13 protein-coding genes are annotated in these 14,818 nt (G+C 64.5%); 2 read left to right on the forward strand and 11 right to left on the reverse strand.

The window, feature by feature from the left end; genetic code table 11:
- Nucleotides 1-144: 144 nt before the first annotated feature.
- The 3 genes from AC4D14_RS11780 to AC4D14_RS11790 all read right to left on the reverse strand — a co-directional run bounded on the left by AC4D14_RS11780 (nt 145) and on the right by AC4D14_RS11790 (nt 3,939).
- The gene (locus AC4D14_RS11780) at nt 145-1,254 is read right to left on the reverse strand and encodes an NAD(P)-dependent alcohol dehydrogenase (RefSeq protein ID WP_490902487.1); all 1,110 of its coding nucleotides are present in this window, start codon (nt 1,252-1,254) and stop codon (nt 145-147) included.
- Nucleotides 1,255-2,049: 795 nt separating this feature from the next.
- Nucleotides 2,050-2,919 carry an alpha/beta fold hydrolase gene (locus tag AC4D14_RS11785; protein WP_490902489.1) on the reverse strand — a complete coding sequence of 290 codons (870 nt, stop codon included), beginning with the start codon at nt 2,917-2,919 and terminating at the stop codon, nt 2,050-2,052.
- A 447-nt stretch (nt 2,920-3,366) separates the two neighbouring features.
- Entirely contained in the window at nt 3,367-3,939 is a 573-nt protein-coding gene (locus AC4D14_RS11790; protein ID WP_490902492.1) for a TetR/AcrR family transcriptional regulator, read from the reverse strand.
- Between the two features lie 108 nt (nt 3,940-4,047).
- On the opposite strand from AC4D14_RS11790, the gene AC4D14_RS11795 reads away from it, so the two are divergent.
- Entirely contained in the window at nt 4,048-5,271 is a 1,224-nt protein-coding gene (locus AC4D14_RS11795; protein WP_490902495.1) for an MFS transporter, read from the forward strand.
- Nucleotides 5,272-6,099: 828 nt separating this feature from the next.
- Here AC4D14_RS11795 and AC4D14_RS11800 read toward each other — a convergent pair.
- Together AC4D14_RS11800 and AC4D14_RS11805 are read right to left on the reverse strand one after the other, a co-directional pair.
- Entirely contained in the window at nt 6,100-6,864 is a 765-nt protein-coding gene (locus AC4D14_RS11800) for a type 1 glutamine amidotransferase domain-containing protein (RefSeq protein ID WP_490902498.1), read from the reverse strand.
- Nucleotides 6,865-7,031: 167 nt separating this feature from the next.
- A complete protein-coding gene (locus AC4D14_RS11805) occupies nt 7,032-7,574 on the reverse strand; it encodes a hypothetical protein (protein ID WP_490902500.1) in 543 nt (180 codons plus the stop codon).
- A gap of 301 nt (nt 7,575-7,875) precedes the next feature.
- Between AC4D14_RS11805 and AC4D14_RS11810 the strand changes: the two genes are divergently transcribed.
- Entirely contained in the window at nt 7,876-7,998 is a 123-nt protein-coding gene (locus AC4D14_RS11810; protein WP_490902503.1) for a ribosomal protein bL36, read from the forward strand.
- 100 nt (nt 7,999-8,098) lie between these two features.
- On the opposite strand, the gene AC4D14_RS11815 is transcribed toward AC4D14_RS11810, so the two are convergent.
- From AC4D14_RS11815 to AC4D14_RS11840, 6 genes are read right to left on the reverse strand one after another with little or no spacing between them, the layout of a single operon-like run.
- Nucleotides 8,099-9,016: a phosphodiesterase gene (locus AC4D14_RS11815; RefSeq protein ID WP_490902506.1), complete on the reverse strand. Its 918-nt coding sequence runs from the start codon at nt 9,014-9,016 to the stop codon at nt 8,099-8,101.
- 5 nt (nt 9,017-9,021) lie between these two features.
- Entirely contained in the window at nt 9,022-10,158 is a 1,137-nt protein-coding gene (locus AC4D14_RS11820) for a glycosyltransferase (RefSeq protein ID WP_490902508.1), read from the reverse strand.
- Complete coding sequence (locus AC4D14_RS11825; RefSeq protein WP_490902510.1) at nt 10,148-11,488, reverse strand: family 1 glycosylhydrolase; 1,341 nt, start codon at nt 11,486-11,488, stop codon at nt 10,148-10,150. The genes AC4D14_RS11820 and AC4D14_RS11825 overlap by 11 nt, the downstream gene beginning before the upstream one ends.
- Nucleotides 11,489-11,541: 53 nt before the next feature.
- Complete coding sequence (locus AC4D14_RS11830) at nt 11,542-11,802, reverse strand: hypothetical protein (RefSeq protein ID WP_490902512.1); 261 nt, start codon at nt 11,800-11,802, stop codon at nt 11,542-11,544.
- A 10-nt stretch (nt 11,803-11,812) separates the two neighbouring features.
- On the reverse strand, nt 11,813-13,357 hold the full coding sequence (locus tag AC4D14_RS11835) for a class I SAM-dependent methyltransferase (protein ID WP_490902514.1): 1,545 nt from the start codon (nt 13,355-13,357) through the stop codon (nt 11,813-11,815).
- Nucleotides 13,354-14,817, reverse strand: a complete 1,464-nt coding sequence (locus AC4D14_RS11840; protein ID WP_490902516.1) for an SDR family NAD(P)-dependent oxidoreductase — start codon at nt 14,815-14,817, stop codon at nt 13,354-13,356. Before AC4D14_RS11840 ends, AC4D14_RS11835 begins: the two co-directional genes overlap by 4 nt.
- Between the last annotated feature and the right edge of the window lies 1 nt (nt 14,818).

A 14,818-nucleotide genomic window follows, 5' to 3' on the forward strand; every position in this document is an offset into this window, starting at 1 on the left:
TGCGCAGTGGAGTGCCAACCGCCACTTGGCATGCTCAAGCGCCGCTGAGCAGGGTGCACCCTCTCGGGGCTACAGCTAATCCCGGGGCTGGGCGACGGCGTCGGTGGCGGGGGCGGCAGTGAGCGCGAGAGTCGGGCCTTTCGGTCAGGCCGCGTGGGTGAGGACGGCCTTGGCGGTGCCGCCTGTCTTCACATCGGCGACGGCGGTGTTGATGTCGGCCAGCGGGTAGGTGCTGATCATGCGGTCGAAGGGGAAGCGGCCCTGGCGGTGCAGGCCGAGCAGGCGGGGGATGAGGACACCGGGGGCCTGGTGTCCCATGACCGAGCCGGTGATGGTGCGGCCCTTGAGCAGTTCGAAGATGTTGGCGTGCAAGGTGGCGTCCAGGGCGGCGACACCGAGGATGGCGGCGGAGCCCAGGGGGGCGAGGGCGGCGATGGCGGTGTTCATCACCGCGACGACGCCCGTCGACTCGACGCTGTAGTCGACCCCGCGTCCGCCGGTCAGATCGGTGATGGCCTCGGTGGTGTCGGCGGTTACTGCGTCCACCAGGTCGGTGGCACCCAGCTCCTTGGCCAGTGCGAGGCGTTCGGGCTTGGTGTCCACGGCAATGACACGCGTGGCGCCGCAGGCGACGGCCGCCATCAGCGCGGAGAGTCCGACCGCTCCCACGCCGAAGACGGCGAGAGTGCTGCCTGCCTGGACCCGGAGGGAGTTGAAGACCGCTCCGGCGCCGGTGATGACGCCGCAGCCGAGAGGGGCCAGGGTCGCCAGCGGCACGTCGTCGTCCACCTTGATCAGGCCGCGCGGGTGGGCGAGGCCGTGGCTGGCGAAGGAGGACTGGCCGAAGAAGTGATCATGGACCGGCCCGGCACTGTCCGTGAGTCCGACCGAACCGTCCGCGCGGCGGGCCTCGAAGTTCAGCGGGACGTGTCGCTCGCAGTAGGCAGGCTGCCCGGCCAGGCAGTTGCGGCAGGTGCCGTCGGAGTCGAGGCTGAGCACGACCCGGTCGCCGGGCCGGAAGCCGGTGACCCCGGAGCCGACGGCCTCCACGACACCGGCACCCTCATGGCCGAGGACGACCGGGTGCGGGGTGGGCAGACGACCCGCGGCGGCTTCCAGGTCGGTCTGGCACAGGCCGGCCGCGGTGTAGCGGACGAGGACCTCATCCGGACGCGGGTCCTCCAGTTCCAGCCGCTCGATCGAGAAGCCGCGCTCTCCGATCCGGGCCACTGCTGCGGTGACGGTCGTGGGCATGGTCTTCTCGCCTTCTGCTCAATGGGTTCGCGGTGGTGAAGGTGCCGGTGCGTCGCATACGCGCTAAGCCGAGTTTGCAACGATCTGGCCCACGGTAACAAGGGTTTCGACGCTTATGACGTCCATGAGACGGTGAGGGTACTCGAGCGGATAGTGAGTGCACACGCTCTACGTCTGTTGGGTTGTCCCGAACCAGTCATACCCTCGGTCAGAGTCGTTCCCACCCCAGTCCTGCCATTGATGAGCGCCGAGCAAAAGTGGGCCAACGCCTGTTCCAGCCATGCAGCCCAAATTGCGACGCGCCCTACGGCCGCTTCACCCTCCAAGGACATTGAGGTGTACGTCCGGTTATCCGGCAATGCAGCACCTTCAATAGCCCTCTGGTCCATGATCACCCATCGTAGTCAGGCCCACGGAGAAAGGTGGCCAGCAGCAAGGCAGTCAGAGACGAGCGGGCCACAGCTCCTCCGACAGGTGTCTTGGAACCGGTCTTCCCAGCGGGGACGGTGGACGGTAAATAACGACCGTCTTGACCAGGTGCGTGAGCTGGCCGATCAGTGTACCGGGACCGAGGCGCCCACCCTTTTCTAACGCATCGAGTAGTGGCACTCCACCGGGGGCTACGAGAACGGTCTGATGGTCTCACACAACACAACGACGGTTATCGGCGCTCTGAAAACACGGGAATGGAAGTAGCTGCGAAGCTCTCGGCCGATACCTTTTCTCCGGCTTCGCCACAATTGCCAGAGAAGTGCACGATGTTTGCAGCAGCCCCCTGGAACGGGCACCGCGCGGTCATCGGAATGAGGCGCGAATCTCCTCAATGGCCAGCTCCGGGCTTTGCAGGTGGGCGTAGTGTCCCACATCAGGAAGAATACGGATGTTCGCGTTAATCCTTTGCGCGAACTCGATCCCCATTTCCTTCTTGATGAAGTTGTCCTTCTCGCCCCAGACGACTTTCACGGGCGTTTTGAGCTTGTCGATGTTCGCCTCAAGATAATCTTCATCTCGCGTAAAATGGGAGTAGTAGTGGTAGAAGGCGTCTGGCGGTGTCATTCCGCCATGGCTCCATGTGCGGTAGACGTCATCCTTGAACTCAGCCGAAGCCTCAAACTGCGCTTCTTTGGGAATACCTCCCTTCAAGGCGGTGTCGAGAAGCTCCGCACTGGTCCTGCTTTTGTAGCCGGCGAGCGTCGCACTTGCTGAGGGTTCCGACTTCAGACTTTGCAATCCGTCGTGCATGTACTGAGGCCTGTTGAACGGCGCGAAATCACCAACAATGATGGTCCTGGCGATCTGCGGATCGTCGAGAGCTGCTAGCAGGGCCGGGAGAGCTCCGATGTCGGTCGCATAGATCGTGAGCGTCGATGTCGCGATGTTCGCCTTCTTGATGTAGTCCTGCAGAACACGCGCATAATCTTTGGGCGAGTACGAAAACTTGTCGGCCGGGGGCCGCGATGAAAGACCATAGCCTGGCCAGTCGATGGCGTGGACTTCGTAGTCCGTGGACAGCGCCAGGGACATGTCTTTCCAGGCACACAGCGTCTCCGGAAATCCATGCAGGAGAAGCACAGTTCCCTTTGGCGTGGTGGTCTGCGCCACCATCCTTCTGAGCGTGATGTCTGGATCGACCTGGACGTACCCGAGTTCGAGTTTGTGATCCATTGCTTCAGTTCCTAACTTAGTTGAGGTATTGGTAGTGCAAGTTTGAGCTCAAGGTTTGGGCTCATGACATTGGCGGTGTCCCACCCACTGGACGGCGGGAGTTCTGTGCTTTTGTGGGTCATCCCTGCCAGCGACACACTCGTAATCGAGTCTGCTCAGAACCTATTCCCGGAGGTTCTTATGCCGGTCGTTTCCCAGCCGGTTGGACGGGCGTGGGCGGAACACGCAGCAGAAGCTGGCCCGCAACCCGTCGCGGCGAGTGACCTAGCGGAGACCGAGGAGGTCCTTGCTCCAGAAGGCCGCCATGACCATCAGAACGGCGAGGACGACGCCGCGGCGGTAGCGCGGTTGTTACTGGAATCTTCTGCCACATGGCACCCAGTGCAAACGCAGACTGGAACCTGGATAGCAGAAATTGGCGGCTTCGCGTGCCCCATAGTTTCCACCTCAGGTGGTCCTAGGTGAGCTGTTGAGGACCATGGAGGCGAGTTCTTTGGCGAGGCGGACCGCGTCCGGGTGGGTGTCCAGTTGGGAGTTGGCGACGGCCCCGTCGTAAAGCAGCCCGAGGCGGGCCGCCACATCGGCAGCGTCAGTGAATCCTGCTTCTTTGCCCAGGGCCAGAAGGGTATCGGCGAGCCAGTCCCGGAAAGTACGGAGGGCTTTGGCTTCTACGCTGCCAGGGAGGGCTTCGGCGTTTGCGTTGGCGAAGGCGCAGCCCCGGTAACCTGGGGCAGCAACCGCTTCGTTCAGGGCGTCGAAGATTGCCAGCAGTTTTTCGATTGGATCTTTCAGGCCTTGCTGGTGCCGGGCGATCCGGTCGCGTCGCCGCTGATCCCTGCCTTCAAGGTAGGCGGCCACCAAGTCGTCCTTGCCCGAGAAGTTGTAAAAAAGCGAGCCTTTGGCAACCCCCGCCTCTTCGATCACTTTGTCGATCCCGACCGTGTGGACACCCTCGGCGTAGAACAAGCGGTCAGCAGCCTCGAGGAGGCGCTGTCGTGCAGACGGACGCGTTGAAACCATACACCAAGACTATCAGACAGATCTGTCTAAAAATAGGTTGATTTTGCTAGACCGATCTGTCTAAATGGAGGACCCTGTTAGACCGATCTGTCCAAGGAGAATCCCGCGTTGCCCCGTCTACTAGCACCCAGCACTTCCTCTTTCGCCGGACTTACGGTGGTTTTCGCCGCGTTCTTTTTTGCTGCCGGTGCCCCCACACCGCTGCTCTCGCTCCGCCAGCAGGAGTGGGGCTTCTCGGCCAGCAGCCTGAGCATCGCCTTTGCCGTTTACGCGTTGGGCCTCCTAGCGGCGCTGCTGGTGGGCGGCTCCCTTTCCGACCACGTCGGCCGGCGCCCGGTCATGCTCGCCGCGCTGTATGGGGAGATTGTTTCAATGCTGGTGTTCCTGCTCGCACCCACAATTACCTGGGTGATTGTTGCCCGTGCCCTGCAAGGCCTGGCCACCGGTGTCGCCACCAGCGCCTTCAACGCCGCCATCAACGAGCACGCCCCGGCGAAACTGAAGAAGCTGGCCGGAGGCCTCGCCACAGCATCCGTTGCCGGCGGTCTCGGCATCGGTGCCCTGGTAACCGGCGCCGCCGTCCAGTTCACCCCGGACGCCAACAGGCTCATCTTCACGATCCTCGCCGGCGTCATGGTCGCGGGAGTAATTTTTCTGAGCTTCACCTCGGAAACAGCTGCGAAGCGTCCCGGCGCCCTTCGTTCACTCTGGCCACGCCTCGTCCTCCCGGCGAGCATCCGCACTGAGTTCTTCGCCGGCATCCCCGTGCACATCGCGGGCTGGATGTTCCCCGCCTTCTTCCTCGGGCTTTCCCCCGTGGTACTGCGGGTCCACTTCGGACTCGACGGCGGCCTGGTGGGCGGCTTGACCGCATCCGTTGGCCCATTCGCGGCAGCAGTATCCAGCTTCGTCTTCACCAAGCAGCCCGCCCGGCGCAGCACGGTGATCGGCATGATCCTTGTCTTCATCGGGATCGTCCTGGTACTTACAGGAATAAACGAAAGGTGGTTGGCCGCCGTCTGGATCGGAGCTGTCTTTGGAGGTTCCGGCTTCGGCGCTTCATTCGGCGGACAGGTCCGACTCATCGCCCCGCACATCCAACCGCACCAACGAGCCGGCGTCTTCTCCGGCGTCTACACCGCCGCTTACCTGGCATTCAGCATCCCGGTCATCATCGTCGGGCAGCTCGCACCGCTGGTAGGGCTGGTGACAACCGTGCAGTTCTATGCCCTCACCATTATGGCCTTCGCCGCACTTTCCATCCTTGTGCAGGCGCATCGGCTGCGGAAAGACATCCGCCTCCAACCCTCAGCAGCCAACTCCCCCGCCTGACATACCCAAGAGGGCAAGGGCGGGCTCCGGCACACGATCCCGCTCCCCACCGCGCGGGCGCTAGGTAGTCGACGTGTCGTCTAGCGGACTCGACCTAAAGCCGAGAGCAGTCAAACAACTAACCAAACGAGGTCTCCGGTCCACGCCCGCGCGATCGTGAGATAGCGGCGGTTAGGAAGCCGAATTATGCAGACTCAACAGTCTTGACGGCTTCCACCCCAGTTACATCAGGAGTTTTCAGCTGCGTTAGCTGGGCGCGAACGGTGAATCGGTTCCGTAAACCGAAGTCGTAGCGGTGGTGAAACCAGCCACATCAGGAAAAAGGTCTGCTTATCCCAAAACCGCCCCGTAGCAGGTTCCTCCACCGGCAGTTGGTCCCTCCCCTAGAGCGTTGATCCAACTCCCGGTTTTCCCGGGTTCCGGGGTTCCGCAAGACCCGCCCACAAGCCCTGGCTGGCAGTCCGTGCCCTGGTCAACCGACTACTGGAAGCTGCCACTTCTGAGTCCGTCCCCGGCCAGTTCTCCACGCGGGATCATCAAAAATTCGGTACGAGCAGCCCATGCCCGTGAATAACTGACCGTGGTGCATTTTGGTGCAGGAGTACCTGTGAGCAACTGTGCTTGCCCGTGAGCAAGATGGCTAGGATCGCTTATTTCTTGCGACTTTTGACGCAACACTCTGAGTCCGCAGGCCCTCAGAAATGGGTTCAAATCCCACCGTCACCGCCATGTAGCGAGGCCCTGCTTCCCCCTGTAAGGGAAGCAGGGCCTTTTGCTTTGACTCGTTGGTCGTCGGGGCGGCCGCCGAGTACAACTCGCTGCGGGCGGTTAGTGCTCCGCTTCCGCGGCAGCCTTTTTGGCGTCCTTCTCGGCGCGGACAGCTTCCGCCTCGTGCTGCTCCTCGGCCTTCTCCTGGTGAATGACCTCCGCAAGGAGCTTCTCCATCTCCTTAGCCACACCGGCGGCCGAGGCCGGGTTCTGGCCGGTCACCAACCGCTCATCCACCACGACCTTCTCCTCAAAGACATCAGCGGCGACGTGGGTGGCACCCTGTTCCTCGAGCCGGTCTGCCAACGAGAACGGGATGACCTTGTCCTTCCCTGCGGCAACCTCTTCCTCGTTGGTGAAGGCTGCCACCCTCCGGCCCTCGACGAGACGGAACCCGTTGTCCAGTTCCACGTTCACCAAACCGGCCGGTCCGTGGCAGACCGCTCCGACTACGCCGCCGGCGTTGTAGACGCTGGCCACCAGGTTCTGCAGGCCTTCGCTGTCAGGGAAATCCCACATGGTGCCATGGCCACCCACGAGGTAGACGGCGTCGTACTGGTCGGCATTGACGACGTCGACGCGGGCCGTGTTGTAGAGGCCGGCACGCGTGGTCTCGTCCTCCGTGAAGGCGACCTGAATTGGGTCATCCTTGTCTACCTCGTCGCGCGGAGGCTGGCCGCCTTTGATCGAGGCAAAGTCGACGAAATGCCCGGAATCCTTGAAGACCTTCCAGGGATGTGCAGCTTCGGCCACGTTGTAGCCGGTCTTCTCGCCGGTATCGCCGATCTCGGAAACGCTGGTCAGTACCATGAGGATTTTCTTCATGAAGTGCTCCTTTCGTCCAGCTTCCACCCTACGCCCCGCCCTATTCGGGCCCTCCATCCCGCGCCCCCACCCAATGAGGAGATCTGCGGGCAGGCCGCTGTCACGCCCGGCACAGGTCGACGTCGAGCTGCACCCACCCCGCCGGTCGGGTCTTCGCCTGCGGGCGTCTACTCGATTGCGCCCTGATAGATGGCGTCCTCGCCGGTCGAGGTTGGATCCACGATCTCCATCTGGATGATGTCCGCATCAGCAGCGGCGATGCCGTAGGCAAACTTTGCGGTTTGAGTTCCGCCGGCCGGGATTGTCGAGAGGACGTCCATGCCGATGCCCGTGTCTGAATCGACAACCGGCTGAACCGCTGTCCCGGAGGCACCGGCACGAACCGTTGGCAGATTCATCAGGCCGCCGTCCACTTCTGCCTCGCCGTTGTTGACCACGGTGATCTCGAAGACCGCATACTGGCCGTCGACTGCCCCTGCTGCACTACCGGAAGCGGCCTGGAAGCCCTGGGATTCAACGGTCACCTCCACACCCCCCTCGAAGGTCACAGTATCGCCGAACGCCACGCTCTGATTGGAGGGGACTTCCTCAATTGCGTCCTGGGTCGTAGGGGCCTCGCTCGGGGCCGTTCCTGCCGTGTCCGCCCCGCCACAGCCCGACAGCCCGAGCCCAATCAGAAGAGCGGCGGTAAGTGCGATGGAATTCTTCATGATTCCCCCCAAATTGGAGTCGCTGACCGGAACTTTGGCCGCGTACCTACACTCTAATTTCAGGGTCCGGCAGTTTCACCTAAATTACCTGACCGGCACCCACCGGCGGAGATGCCTGGGCCCCTGCACCCTGCGCTCAAGCGTCGGAAACTTCACCGAACTCCAGTCCCCGGGCTTCGGGAACAAAGAGTCCCTCGTTGGTGTTCTAGGGGATGAAAAGGCAGAAGCAGTCCCCAGCCAGGGATTGCCGGTGAGAGGCGTACCGCCCACCCCGCCCTTTCCCGAGCAAAAGGAGCAAGTTATGAAGGTTCGCAACTCGCTGAGGGCATTGAAGCAGATTCCCGGATCCCAGATCGTTCGCCGCCGCGGACGCACCTTCCTGATCAACAAGAAGGACAGCCGCGTCAAGGCTCGCCAGGGCTAGTCCCTCCAACACTTCCAGCTAACGCCAAGGGACCCCGCCGCACTGCGGCGGGGTCCCCTTTTTGCTGCCCCTTTTACTGCCCTCATTGCAGCTGGGCCGCCTACCGCCGGGCCGCCCGTCGCACCGCCGGGGCACCGGCCGCACGGAGCCGCCGGTGCGATTCCTCGGCGCTGACGTATTCCCCCACCGTGGCGAACGCCCCCAGGGATGCGACGGAATTGACGATGGTGTCCGGGTACACGTGCACCAGGTTGAATGCCTGGCCGCCGTCATGGCCGCGGGAGGCGCCGACCACAACGTTGAGGTCCTGTGTGTAGCAGGTGGCCGACGCCACCGACACCGGTATGCCGGCGAACATCGCACTCGAGGAGAAGTGGAGGTGGCCTGCAAGGATCAGGCGCACGTCGGTGCCCTGCACCACTTCTCCAAGGAGGTCCTGGCGGCGCAGCTCGGTGAGGATCGCAAGATTCTGGATCATCGGCATTGGCGGATGATGCATTGCAACGAGGGTGCCCTCGGCGGCAGGGCGGGAAAGCTCGGCGGCCAGCCACTCGAGCTGGCGGGCGGTCAGCTCGCCGTAGTGGTGTCCGGGAACCGATGTGTCAAGGACGATGATGCGCAGGCCGCCCAGCCAGTGAACACGGTCAAGCGGGGTCTCCTCCGGCCGCTCGCCGAGCAGGGCCCGGCGCAGGCTGGCCCGCTCGTCGTGGTTCCCCATCACCCAGATCAGCTGAGCTCCAAGTTCCTGCGCCACCGGTTCGACGAGGCGCCGCAGCCGCTCGTAGGCCGACGCCTCGCCCCGGTCCGCGAGGTCCCCGGTAAAGACCATCGCCTCGGGGCGGACCCCCGAGGCCACGGTCTCGCGGAGCAGCTGCGTGAGCCGGGCTTCGCTGTCAACGCCGCCGTAGAGCCGCCCCTCGCCGATGAAATGGGTGTCGCTCAGGTGCAGGATCAGATGTTCAGGGGCCGGATGCTCTGCTGATCCGGCCCCGCCCCGGCTGGCCTCCCCCTCGGCCATGATGGTCAGGCTGTCGCTTCTGCGGACTCGGCGATCCGTGTTTCCGCTGGAGCGAAGACCAGTTTCTCCATGAGGACGGCGATCCGGTCCCAGTGGTGCCGTTTCAGGAGGCGTTTCAGCTCGGGAGTGCCTTCCTCCCCGGCGCGGCCCGCGAGCCTGCGGCACGCCGCAGCGAACCCCTCGCCGTCGTCCTGCAGGTCGACAACGCCTTCGAAGTCGGCGACGACGTCGGGTACGCGCGTCGAGACAACGGGCAGGGCGCAGGCGAGGTATTCGAGCGTCTTCGTGGGGCTGATCGACCGGGTTGCCTCGTTGAGGGCAAAGGGCATCAGCGCGACGTCGAGGTTGGCCATCAGCCGCGGCAGGTCGGCATACTGCTGCTGGCCCAGGTAGCTGATGTTCGGTGCCTGGGGGAGGCTGGCCGGGTCGATCTTGCACACCGGCCCAATCATCTGGATGTCCCAGTCCGGCAGGAGCGCCGCGGCCTCCGCAATGAGGTCGAGGTCGAGCCGCTCGTCGAGAACACCGACGTAGCCGGCGACCGGGCGGTGCCTTTCGCGGTTGGCCCGCCGGGCTGCGGCCGCATAGTGCTCGGTCGAGACACCGCTTGGCACAAGGTGGGCGTCCTCGCGACCCTGCCGAACGACGGACCGGTGGAGGGAGCGGCCGCCGGCGAAGACGACGTCGGCCCGGCGGAGTGCCTGGCGCTGGCGCACGATCAGCTCGGGGGCTGCGTCCTTGAACGCCGCGAGGTCGTCCATGACGTCGTAGACGAGGGTGGTGGGCTGCAGGGCAAGCGCCACCTCCAGGGCGAGCGGCGTATAGATCCACACCACGCGTTCACCGGTCGGTTTACCCAGGAGCTTGGGGAGCTGCTCGATGTAGTCGGGAAGCACCTCGTCGAAGAACCCAACGTGTCTTCCCTGCTCGGGGATCTCGAGCCAGACCCGGGTAAGCCCGTCCTCCGTCTCCCGGGTGGCAAGGCGGTTCTCGGTCACCTCGACGCCGGCGGGCGTCAACGGCTCCTCGACGAACCAGGTGGTGCGCCCGGCGGTGCTGCCGATCCTCGATATGAGCTGCTGCGGCCGCTGCCAGACCCAATCCCACCGCAGGTGCGACAAAACAATGAGTTCACTTTGCATCGACGATCCTCAATTCCATTCGGGTAGTGGTACGGGGAAGGCTTGAGCCCTTGTCGGTCTCGGGAGGCTCCTGCCAGTCCCAATGCGACATTTGAGGGAAATATCCCTGAAGCCAGGTGTTGACCGGTTCGGCGAAACGGTAGGCGGGCAGGTCCGCCGCCCGGGCTCCGCCGGCGGCGAGCGCGTAGGAGACTGACATCACCGAACCTCGGCGGTCCATGGCCTCGTCGAGCCAGTACACGCCGACCGGGTCGATATGCCCGTCGCACCGGAAGAGAAGGGAGTCCCAGTCTGTCGAGTCGATGACCGGGAACCAGCACAAACCCTCAAGCTCGACGCCGCGCGCCTGCGCGGTCTCGCACTGCTCAAGAACGTACTTCAGCCAGGTGGCGCGGTCCGACGTGTGTCCCCGGACGTTGGTCTCGGTGAGGATGCACGGGAGGCCGTAGCGCTCCCAATACTGCTGGATCTGGTCGGCCAGGGGCAACGGTGACGGCGTGGGGGTCGACCCTCCCTCGATCGAGAAGTTCCACTGGCAGTGGGCGTAGTAGTCAAGGCCCAGCACGTCGACGAAGCCCGGCTCGAGGCCCTGCAGCCGTTCCCCGCCCACCGGGGCGAGGTCCCGGCCGAGCTGGCTGTCGGCGTCGTACCCCTTCCCGAGGAAGCTGTCGATTGCCAGGAAGCGGCGGTCGTTGGCCATATCGGCGTACCCCTGCCCTGAAGCATCGGAGCCCGTATGGAACTCGCAGGTGTCCACCCAGACGTGCCGCGCTCCCGGTAGGAGCTGCCGGTACATCCGGCTCGCTTCGGCGACGGCCGGAAGAACGTTGGCGAGCTGGTCGACAAATCCCTGCAGCCCGGAGTGGTAGGGCGGCCAGATGCCCTCGTGGCCGGTGAGGAAAAGGGTTGAGAAAGGCTCGTTGAAAAGGGTGTATTCCTCGACCCACGGGTAGCGGCGGGCGAAGGCTTCGGCATAGCGCAGGTAGGCCTCCCCAAAACGCGGATCAGCGAATCCGTCAGTCAGCCACGTCGGGTAGCTCGTGTGGTGGACCAGGTCGACGATGGGGCGGAACCCGTGCGCGCGTAGGTATCCGAGCACCTCATCGGTGCCGCTCCAGTCGAAGGTGCCTTCCACCTCTTCCACCCGGTGCCACCGGACGGGATACCGCAGACGGGTAATGCCGGCCCGGGCGAGGAGTCCGAGGTCGTCCTGCCACCGGAGGTCGTGCTCGGTGGTCTCGAAAATGTCCCGGTCGTGGGCGGGCAGGAAGGTGCTCTCAAAGCCGCCGATAATCTCGATCGGCTGGCCCGGTGGCGGGATGCTGGCCATGATCTCCTCCTGTCGGTGTTGTGCCGGTGGCGTGCGCTGTGTGGATGGCAATACTAAGCATGCTTAGTGAAATTGGGCGATGAATATTTTTCGGAGGGTGTCTCTTCCCGTTTGCCGAGTTCTTCGTATACGACATCAAGCAGTTCGGCGGCACGGAGGTTCAGCCTCCTCGACTCGTCCAGGTCCCCGTCAAGGCGGACCAGTTCCGCTGACAGCCGCGCCACCTCCGCCTGGAGCGCGGGTATGGCGTCTAGCCGCTCCTTGACCCCGGGCAGCGCCAGACGCACCACCGCCTGGAGCGGTGTCTTGAGCATTCCGCGCAGCCTATTCATTCGTTTCCCTTCTTACCCGTACCCGCCGGACCTCGACGCCGGTGGACTCTGCGGCAGGCACCGTCGCCTCTTCTTCGATGACCAGCCGGTAGCGCCGCAGCTGCTCCTGGAACCGCTGCCAGTCGACCGGCCGGTAATCGCTCCAGCTCGTGGAGCCGACGGTTCCGCCCGTGCCGACCTCGAAAAACCCCCTGCCGCCGTCCGCCAGCAGGTGCTCAACCAGTTTCAGGGTGGTGTCCCACCCGAGCGGGCTGAGCGCGTTGAAGAGCTGGTTGCCATAGACGTGGACCGGCCGGCCCATTCCGGCGCATTCCTTGCGCAGGTGGAGGGCGTGCCGTGCCATGTTCAGGTTCACCCGCTCATACCGCAGCCCTCCCGGAACGCCGTCGGCCGAGGCGCGGGCGTATGCGAGGGCGGGGCGGCTGAAGTCGACGGCGAGGACGTCGTGGCCGAGCCCGGCAAGGAACCGGGCGTCGGCTCCAAGGCCGCAGCCGAGGTCGAGCACGCTGGATCCGGCGGGAAGGAAATCGGGCAGGTTCTTGACGAACTGTGACGGTCGAGGCGCCGGATCGGCCTGGATTTCGGCCCGGTGCAGGTCCTCCCAGTTCTCGCGGTCCACATCGAAGTGGTTGAGCCACCAGAAGAACCTTCGGGCGGCCGCGGGCGGTGTGACGAAGCGGAACGTGGGGTCCGGGACCGCCCAGCCGGAACCGTAGATCGCGGCGAGCAGCTGGGGAGGATCGGCGGGACCGGGCAGCTGCCGGCCGTTGACGGCAAGGGGTTTCAGCGGCAGGATCCGGACGAGCTCCGCCCGCTCCCTGGCGTGGAAGGGCCCGTGGAACCACCCTGAACAGACAAAGTAGGTGAAGATGTCGACGTAGAAGCGGTCGGCGACCGTCCCGCCCGGGAACATGAGCTGCAGGTGCCCTCCCGAGTGGCGGACCACCTCGTACCCCTGGCTGGTGAGCAGCCGCTCCACGGCGAAGCTTTCGAGGACGACGTCGGTCGGGTTCTCGTGGGAGCTCAGGTAGGCGAGGTCGGCGTCGTCATCGTGGGCCATGATCCTGCCGTTGCGGACCGGGCCGAGGAGCGTGCCGCCGGTGACGAAGAGCTTGAGGCCGAGCCGGTCGTGAAGCAGCGAGATCACGTGCTCGGCCTCGTCGAGGACGTCCTCGATCAGCGAGGCGTCGCGGCCTTCGAAGGACCGCGCGATCCTGCCCCACTTGTTGACCACAAGCGGAACGCCGGTGGCCGGTTCACACAGCAGCAGTTCCCCGCCGCTCTCGTCGAACTGAACCGGCTGCTCGTCGGTGAGCAGGTCGCCGTCATGTTCGACGGCGAGCAGGGCCCTGCCGGTGAGCCGTTCGGCGAGCGCGGGCGGCCAGTCGATGGTCAGGCCGTCGAGCTCGCCCTGCTCCGGGACCCGGAAGGTCCAGATCCGGCGCCCCGAAAGGAGCACCGATACGGCTGAACCTGGGGAAAGCACCGCACCGGATACCCTCAGCCGCTGGGTATCCGCAGTGATCCACCCCTTCACTTAGCCGTTTCCAGTGGCACGCTCAGGGGGTCGGACTGGGGCAGCCGTACGTCGAACACCTGCCCCGTGATGTCCGAGGCGAGGACTTCGGCGCTCACCCGCGCAACGGTCGTCGCCTGGACAAGCGAATGTTCGTCCTCAACGCCGAAGGCCTTCACCCGCATGGGGGTCGCCGTCCGGCTGGGGCTGATGCAGTTCACCCGGATGGAGTCCTCGCTCCACTCGTCGGCGAGCGCCTGCGTCAGGTTCACCACCGCCGCCTTGGTGGCCGAGTAGACGGTGTATTTGGCCCGCCCCCGGGTGTACGAACTCGAGGAGTAGAGCAGCAGCGAGCCCCGGGACGCCGCAAGATAGGAGTGCGACTCCTGCGCAACGATGAACGCCGCCATAAGGTTCACCCCGACGTCGTGCTGAAGTTGCTCATCGCTGAGCTCGACCAGCTTGCCGATGGTGAGCACGCCGGCGGTCAGCACGACGTGGTCGATGGTGCCGTAGGTGGCGGCGGCGGATGCGAGGGCCCGCGCAACCGAGGAACGGTCCTCAACGAACGTTCCGCTGCCGGTGCGGCTGTGGCAGACGACGTTCGCCCCCTCGTCCTCAAGCTGCCGGGCCAGCGCCTCACCGATGCCCGAACTGCCGCCGAAGACTACGACGGTTGAGCCGCGCAGGCTGATGGCCGGGTACGGGACCGGCTCGACCGTGCGGTGCTTGAGCTGGAAGAGCTTGTCGGCCAGGTGGATGTCGATGGGGTGGGTGAGCTTGATGTTCGCTTCATGGCCCGGAACCACGATGATCGGGACGTCGGGCTGGTACTTCAGCACCACGGAGCAGTCATCGGTCGCCGCAAAGTCCGGGTCCTGCCGCGCCAGGGCATACGCCTTCATGATGGTTTCCCACCGGAACGCCTGCGGGGTCTGGCCGCGCCGGAGCGAGGCGCGCGGCGGGACCGCCCGGATGATGTTCGCTTCATCGACTTCGATGATCGTGTCGGCGGAGGGGATGCCAGTGTCGACGGCGTCATAGGTGTCGAGTGCGTCGACGCAGGCCCGGATGATCGAGGTGTCAATGAGAGGGCGGACCGCGTCGTGGAAGACGACCTTCGCTCCCGGATCGGCGATCTCCCGCAGGGCGAGATATGAGGTTTCATTGCGGTCGCAGCCGCCGGGGAGGATCTTGGTGATCTTCGGGTACCGCGAAGCGGGAAGCAGTCCCTCGGCCTGGTGGATTGAGCCCTGGTCCATCATCACGAGGATCTCGTCGATGAAGCTGCAGTGCTGGAACACCTCGGCGGTGTGCTCAAGGCTGGTGCGTCCGGCGATGGGGACAAGCTGTTTGGGGATATCCAGACCCATGCGGGTGCCGATTCCCCCAGCGAGGAGGACGGCGACGGTCCGGGGACGCGTCATTCCATCCGCGGGCAGCCCGTTTTCGCTGGTGCTTGTGTTGCTGTGATCGGTCATG

It is taken from the genome of Arthrobacter sp. TJ-254 (assembly GCF_058269175.1).

Excerpts from the sequence above, each read along its gene's own strand:
- AC4D14_RS11780 (WP_490902487.1), bottom strand. The coding sequence starts at position 1,254 with ATGCCCACGACCGTCACCGCAGCAGTGGCCCGGATCGGAGAGCGCGGC.
- AC4D14_RS11785 (WP_490902489.1), bottom strand. The coding sequence starts at position 2,919 with ATGGATCACAAACTCGAACTCGGGTACGTCCAGGTCGATCCAGACATC.
- AC4D14_RS11790 (WP_490902492.1), bottom strand. The coding sequence starts at position 3,939 with ATGGTTTCAACGCGTCCGTCTGCACGACAGCGCCTCCTCGAGGCTGCT.
- AC4D14_RS11800 (WP_490902498.1), bottom strand. The coding sequence starts at position 6,864 with ATGAAGAAAATCCTCATGGTACTGACCAGCGTTTCCGAGATCGGCGAT.
- AC4D14_RS11805 (WP_490902500.1), bottom strand. The coding sequence starts at position 7,574 with ATGAAGAATTCCATCGCACTTACCGCCGCTCTTCTGATTGGGCTCGGG.
- AC4D14_RS11810 (WP_490902503.1), top strand. The coding sequence starts at position 7,876 with ATGAAGGTTCGCAACTCGCTGAGGGCATTGAAGCAGATTCCCGGATCC.
- AC4D14_RS11815 (WP_490902506.1), bottom strand. The coding sequence starts at position 9,016 with ATGGCCGAGGGGGAGGCCAGCCGGGGCGGGGCCGGATCAGCAGAGCAT.
- AC4D14_RS11820 (WP_490902508.1), bottom strand. The coding sequence starts at position 10,158 with ATGCAAAGTGAACTCATTGTTTTGTCGCACCTGCGGTGGGATTGGGTC.
- AC4D14_RS11825 (WP_490902510.1), bottom strand. The coding sequence starts at position 11,488 with ATGGCCAGCATCCCGCCACCGGGCCAGCCGATCGAGATTATCGGCGGC.
- AC4D14_RS11830 (WP_490902512.1), bottom strand. The coding sequence starts at position 11,802 with ATGCTCAAGACACCGCTCCAGGCGGTGGTGCGTCTGGCGCTGCCCGGG.
- AC4D14_RS11840 (WP_490902516.1), bottom strand. The coding sequence starts at position 14,817 with ATGACCGATCACAGCAACACAAGCACCAGCGAAAACGGGCTGCCCGCG.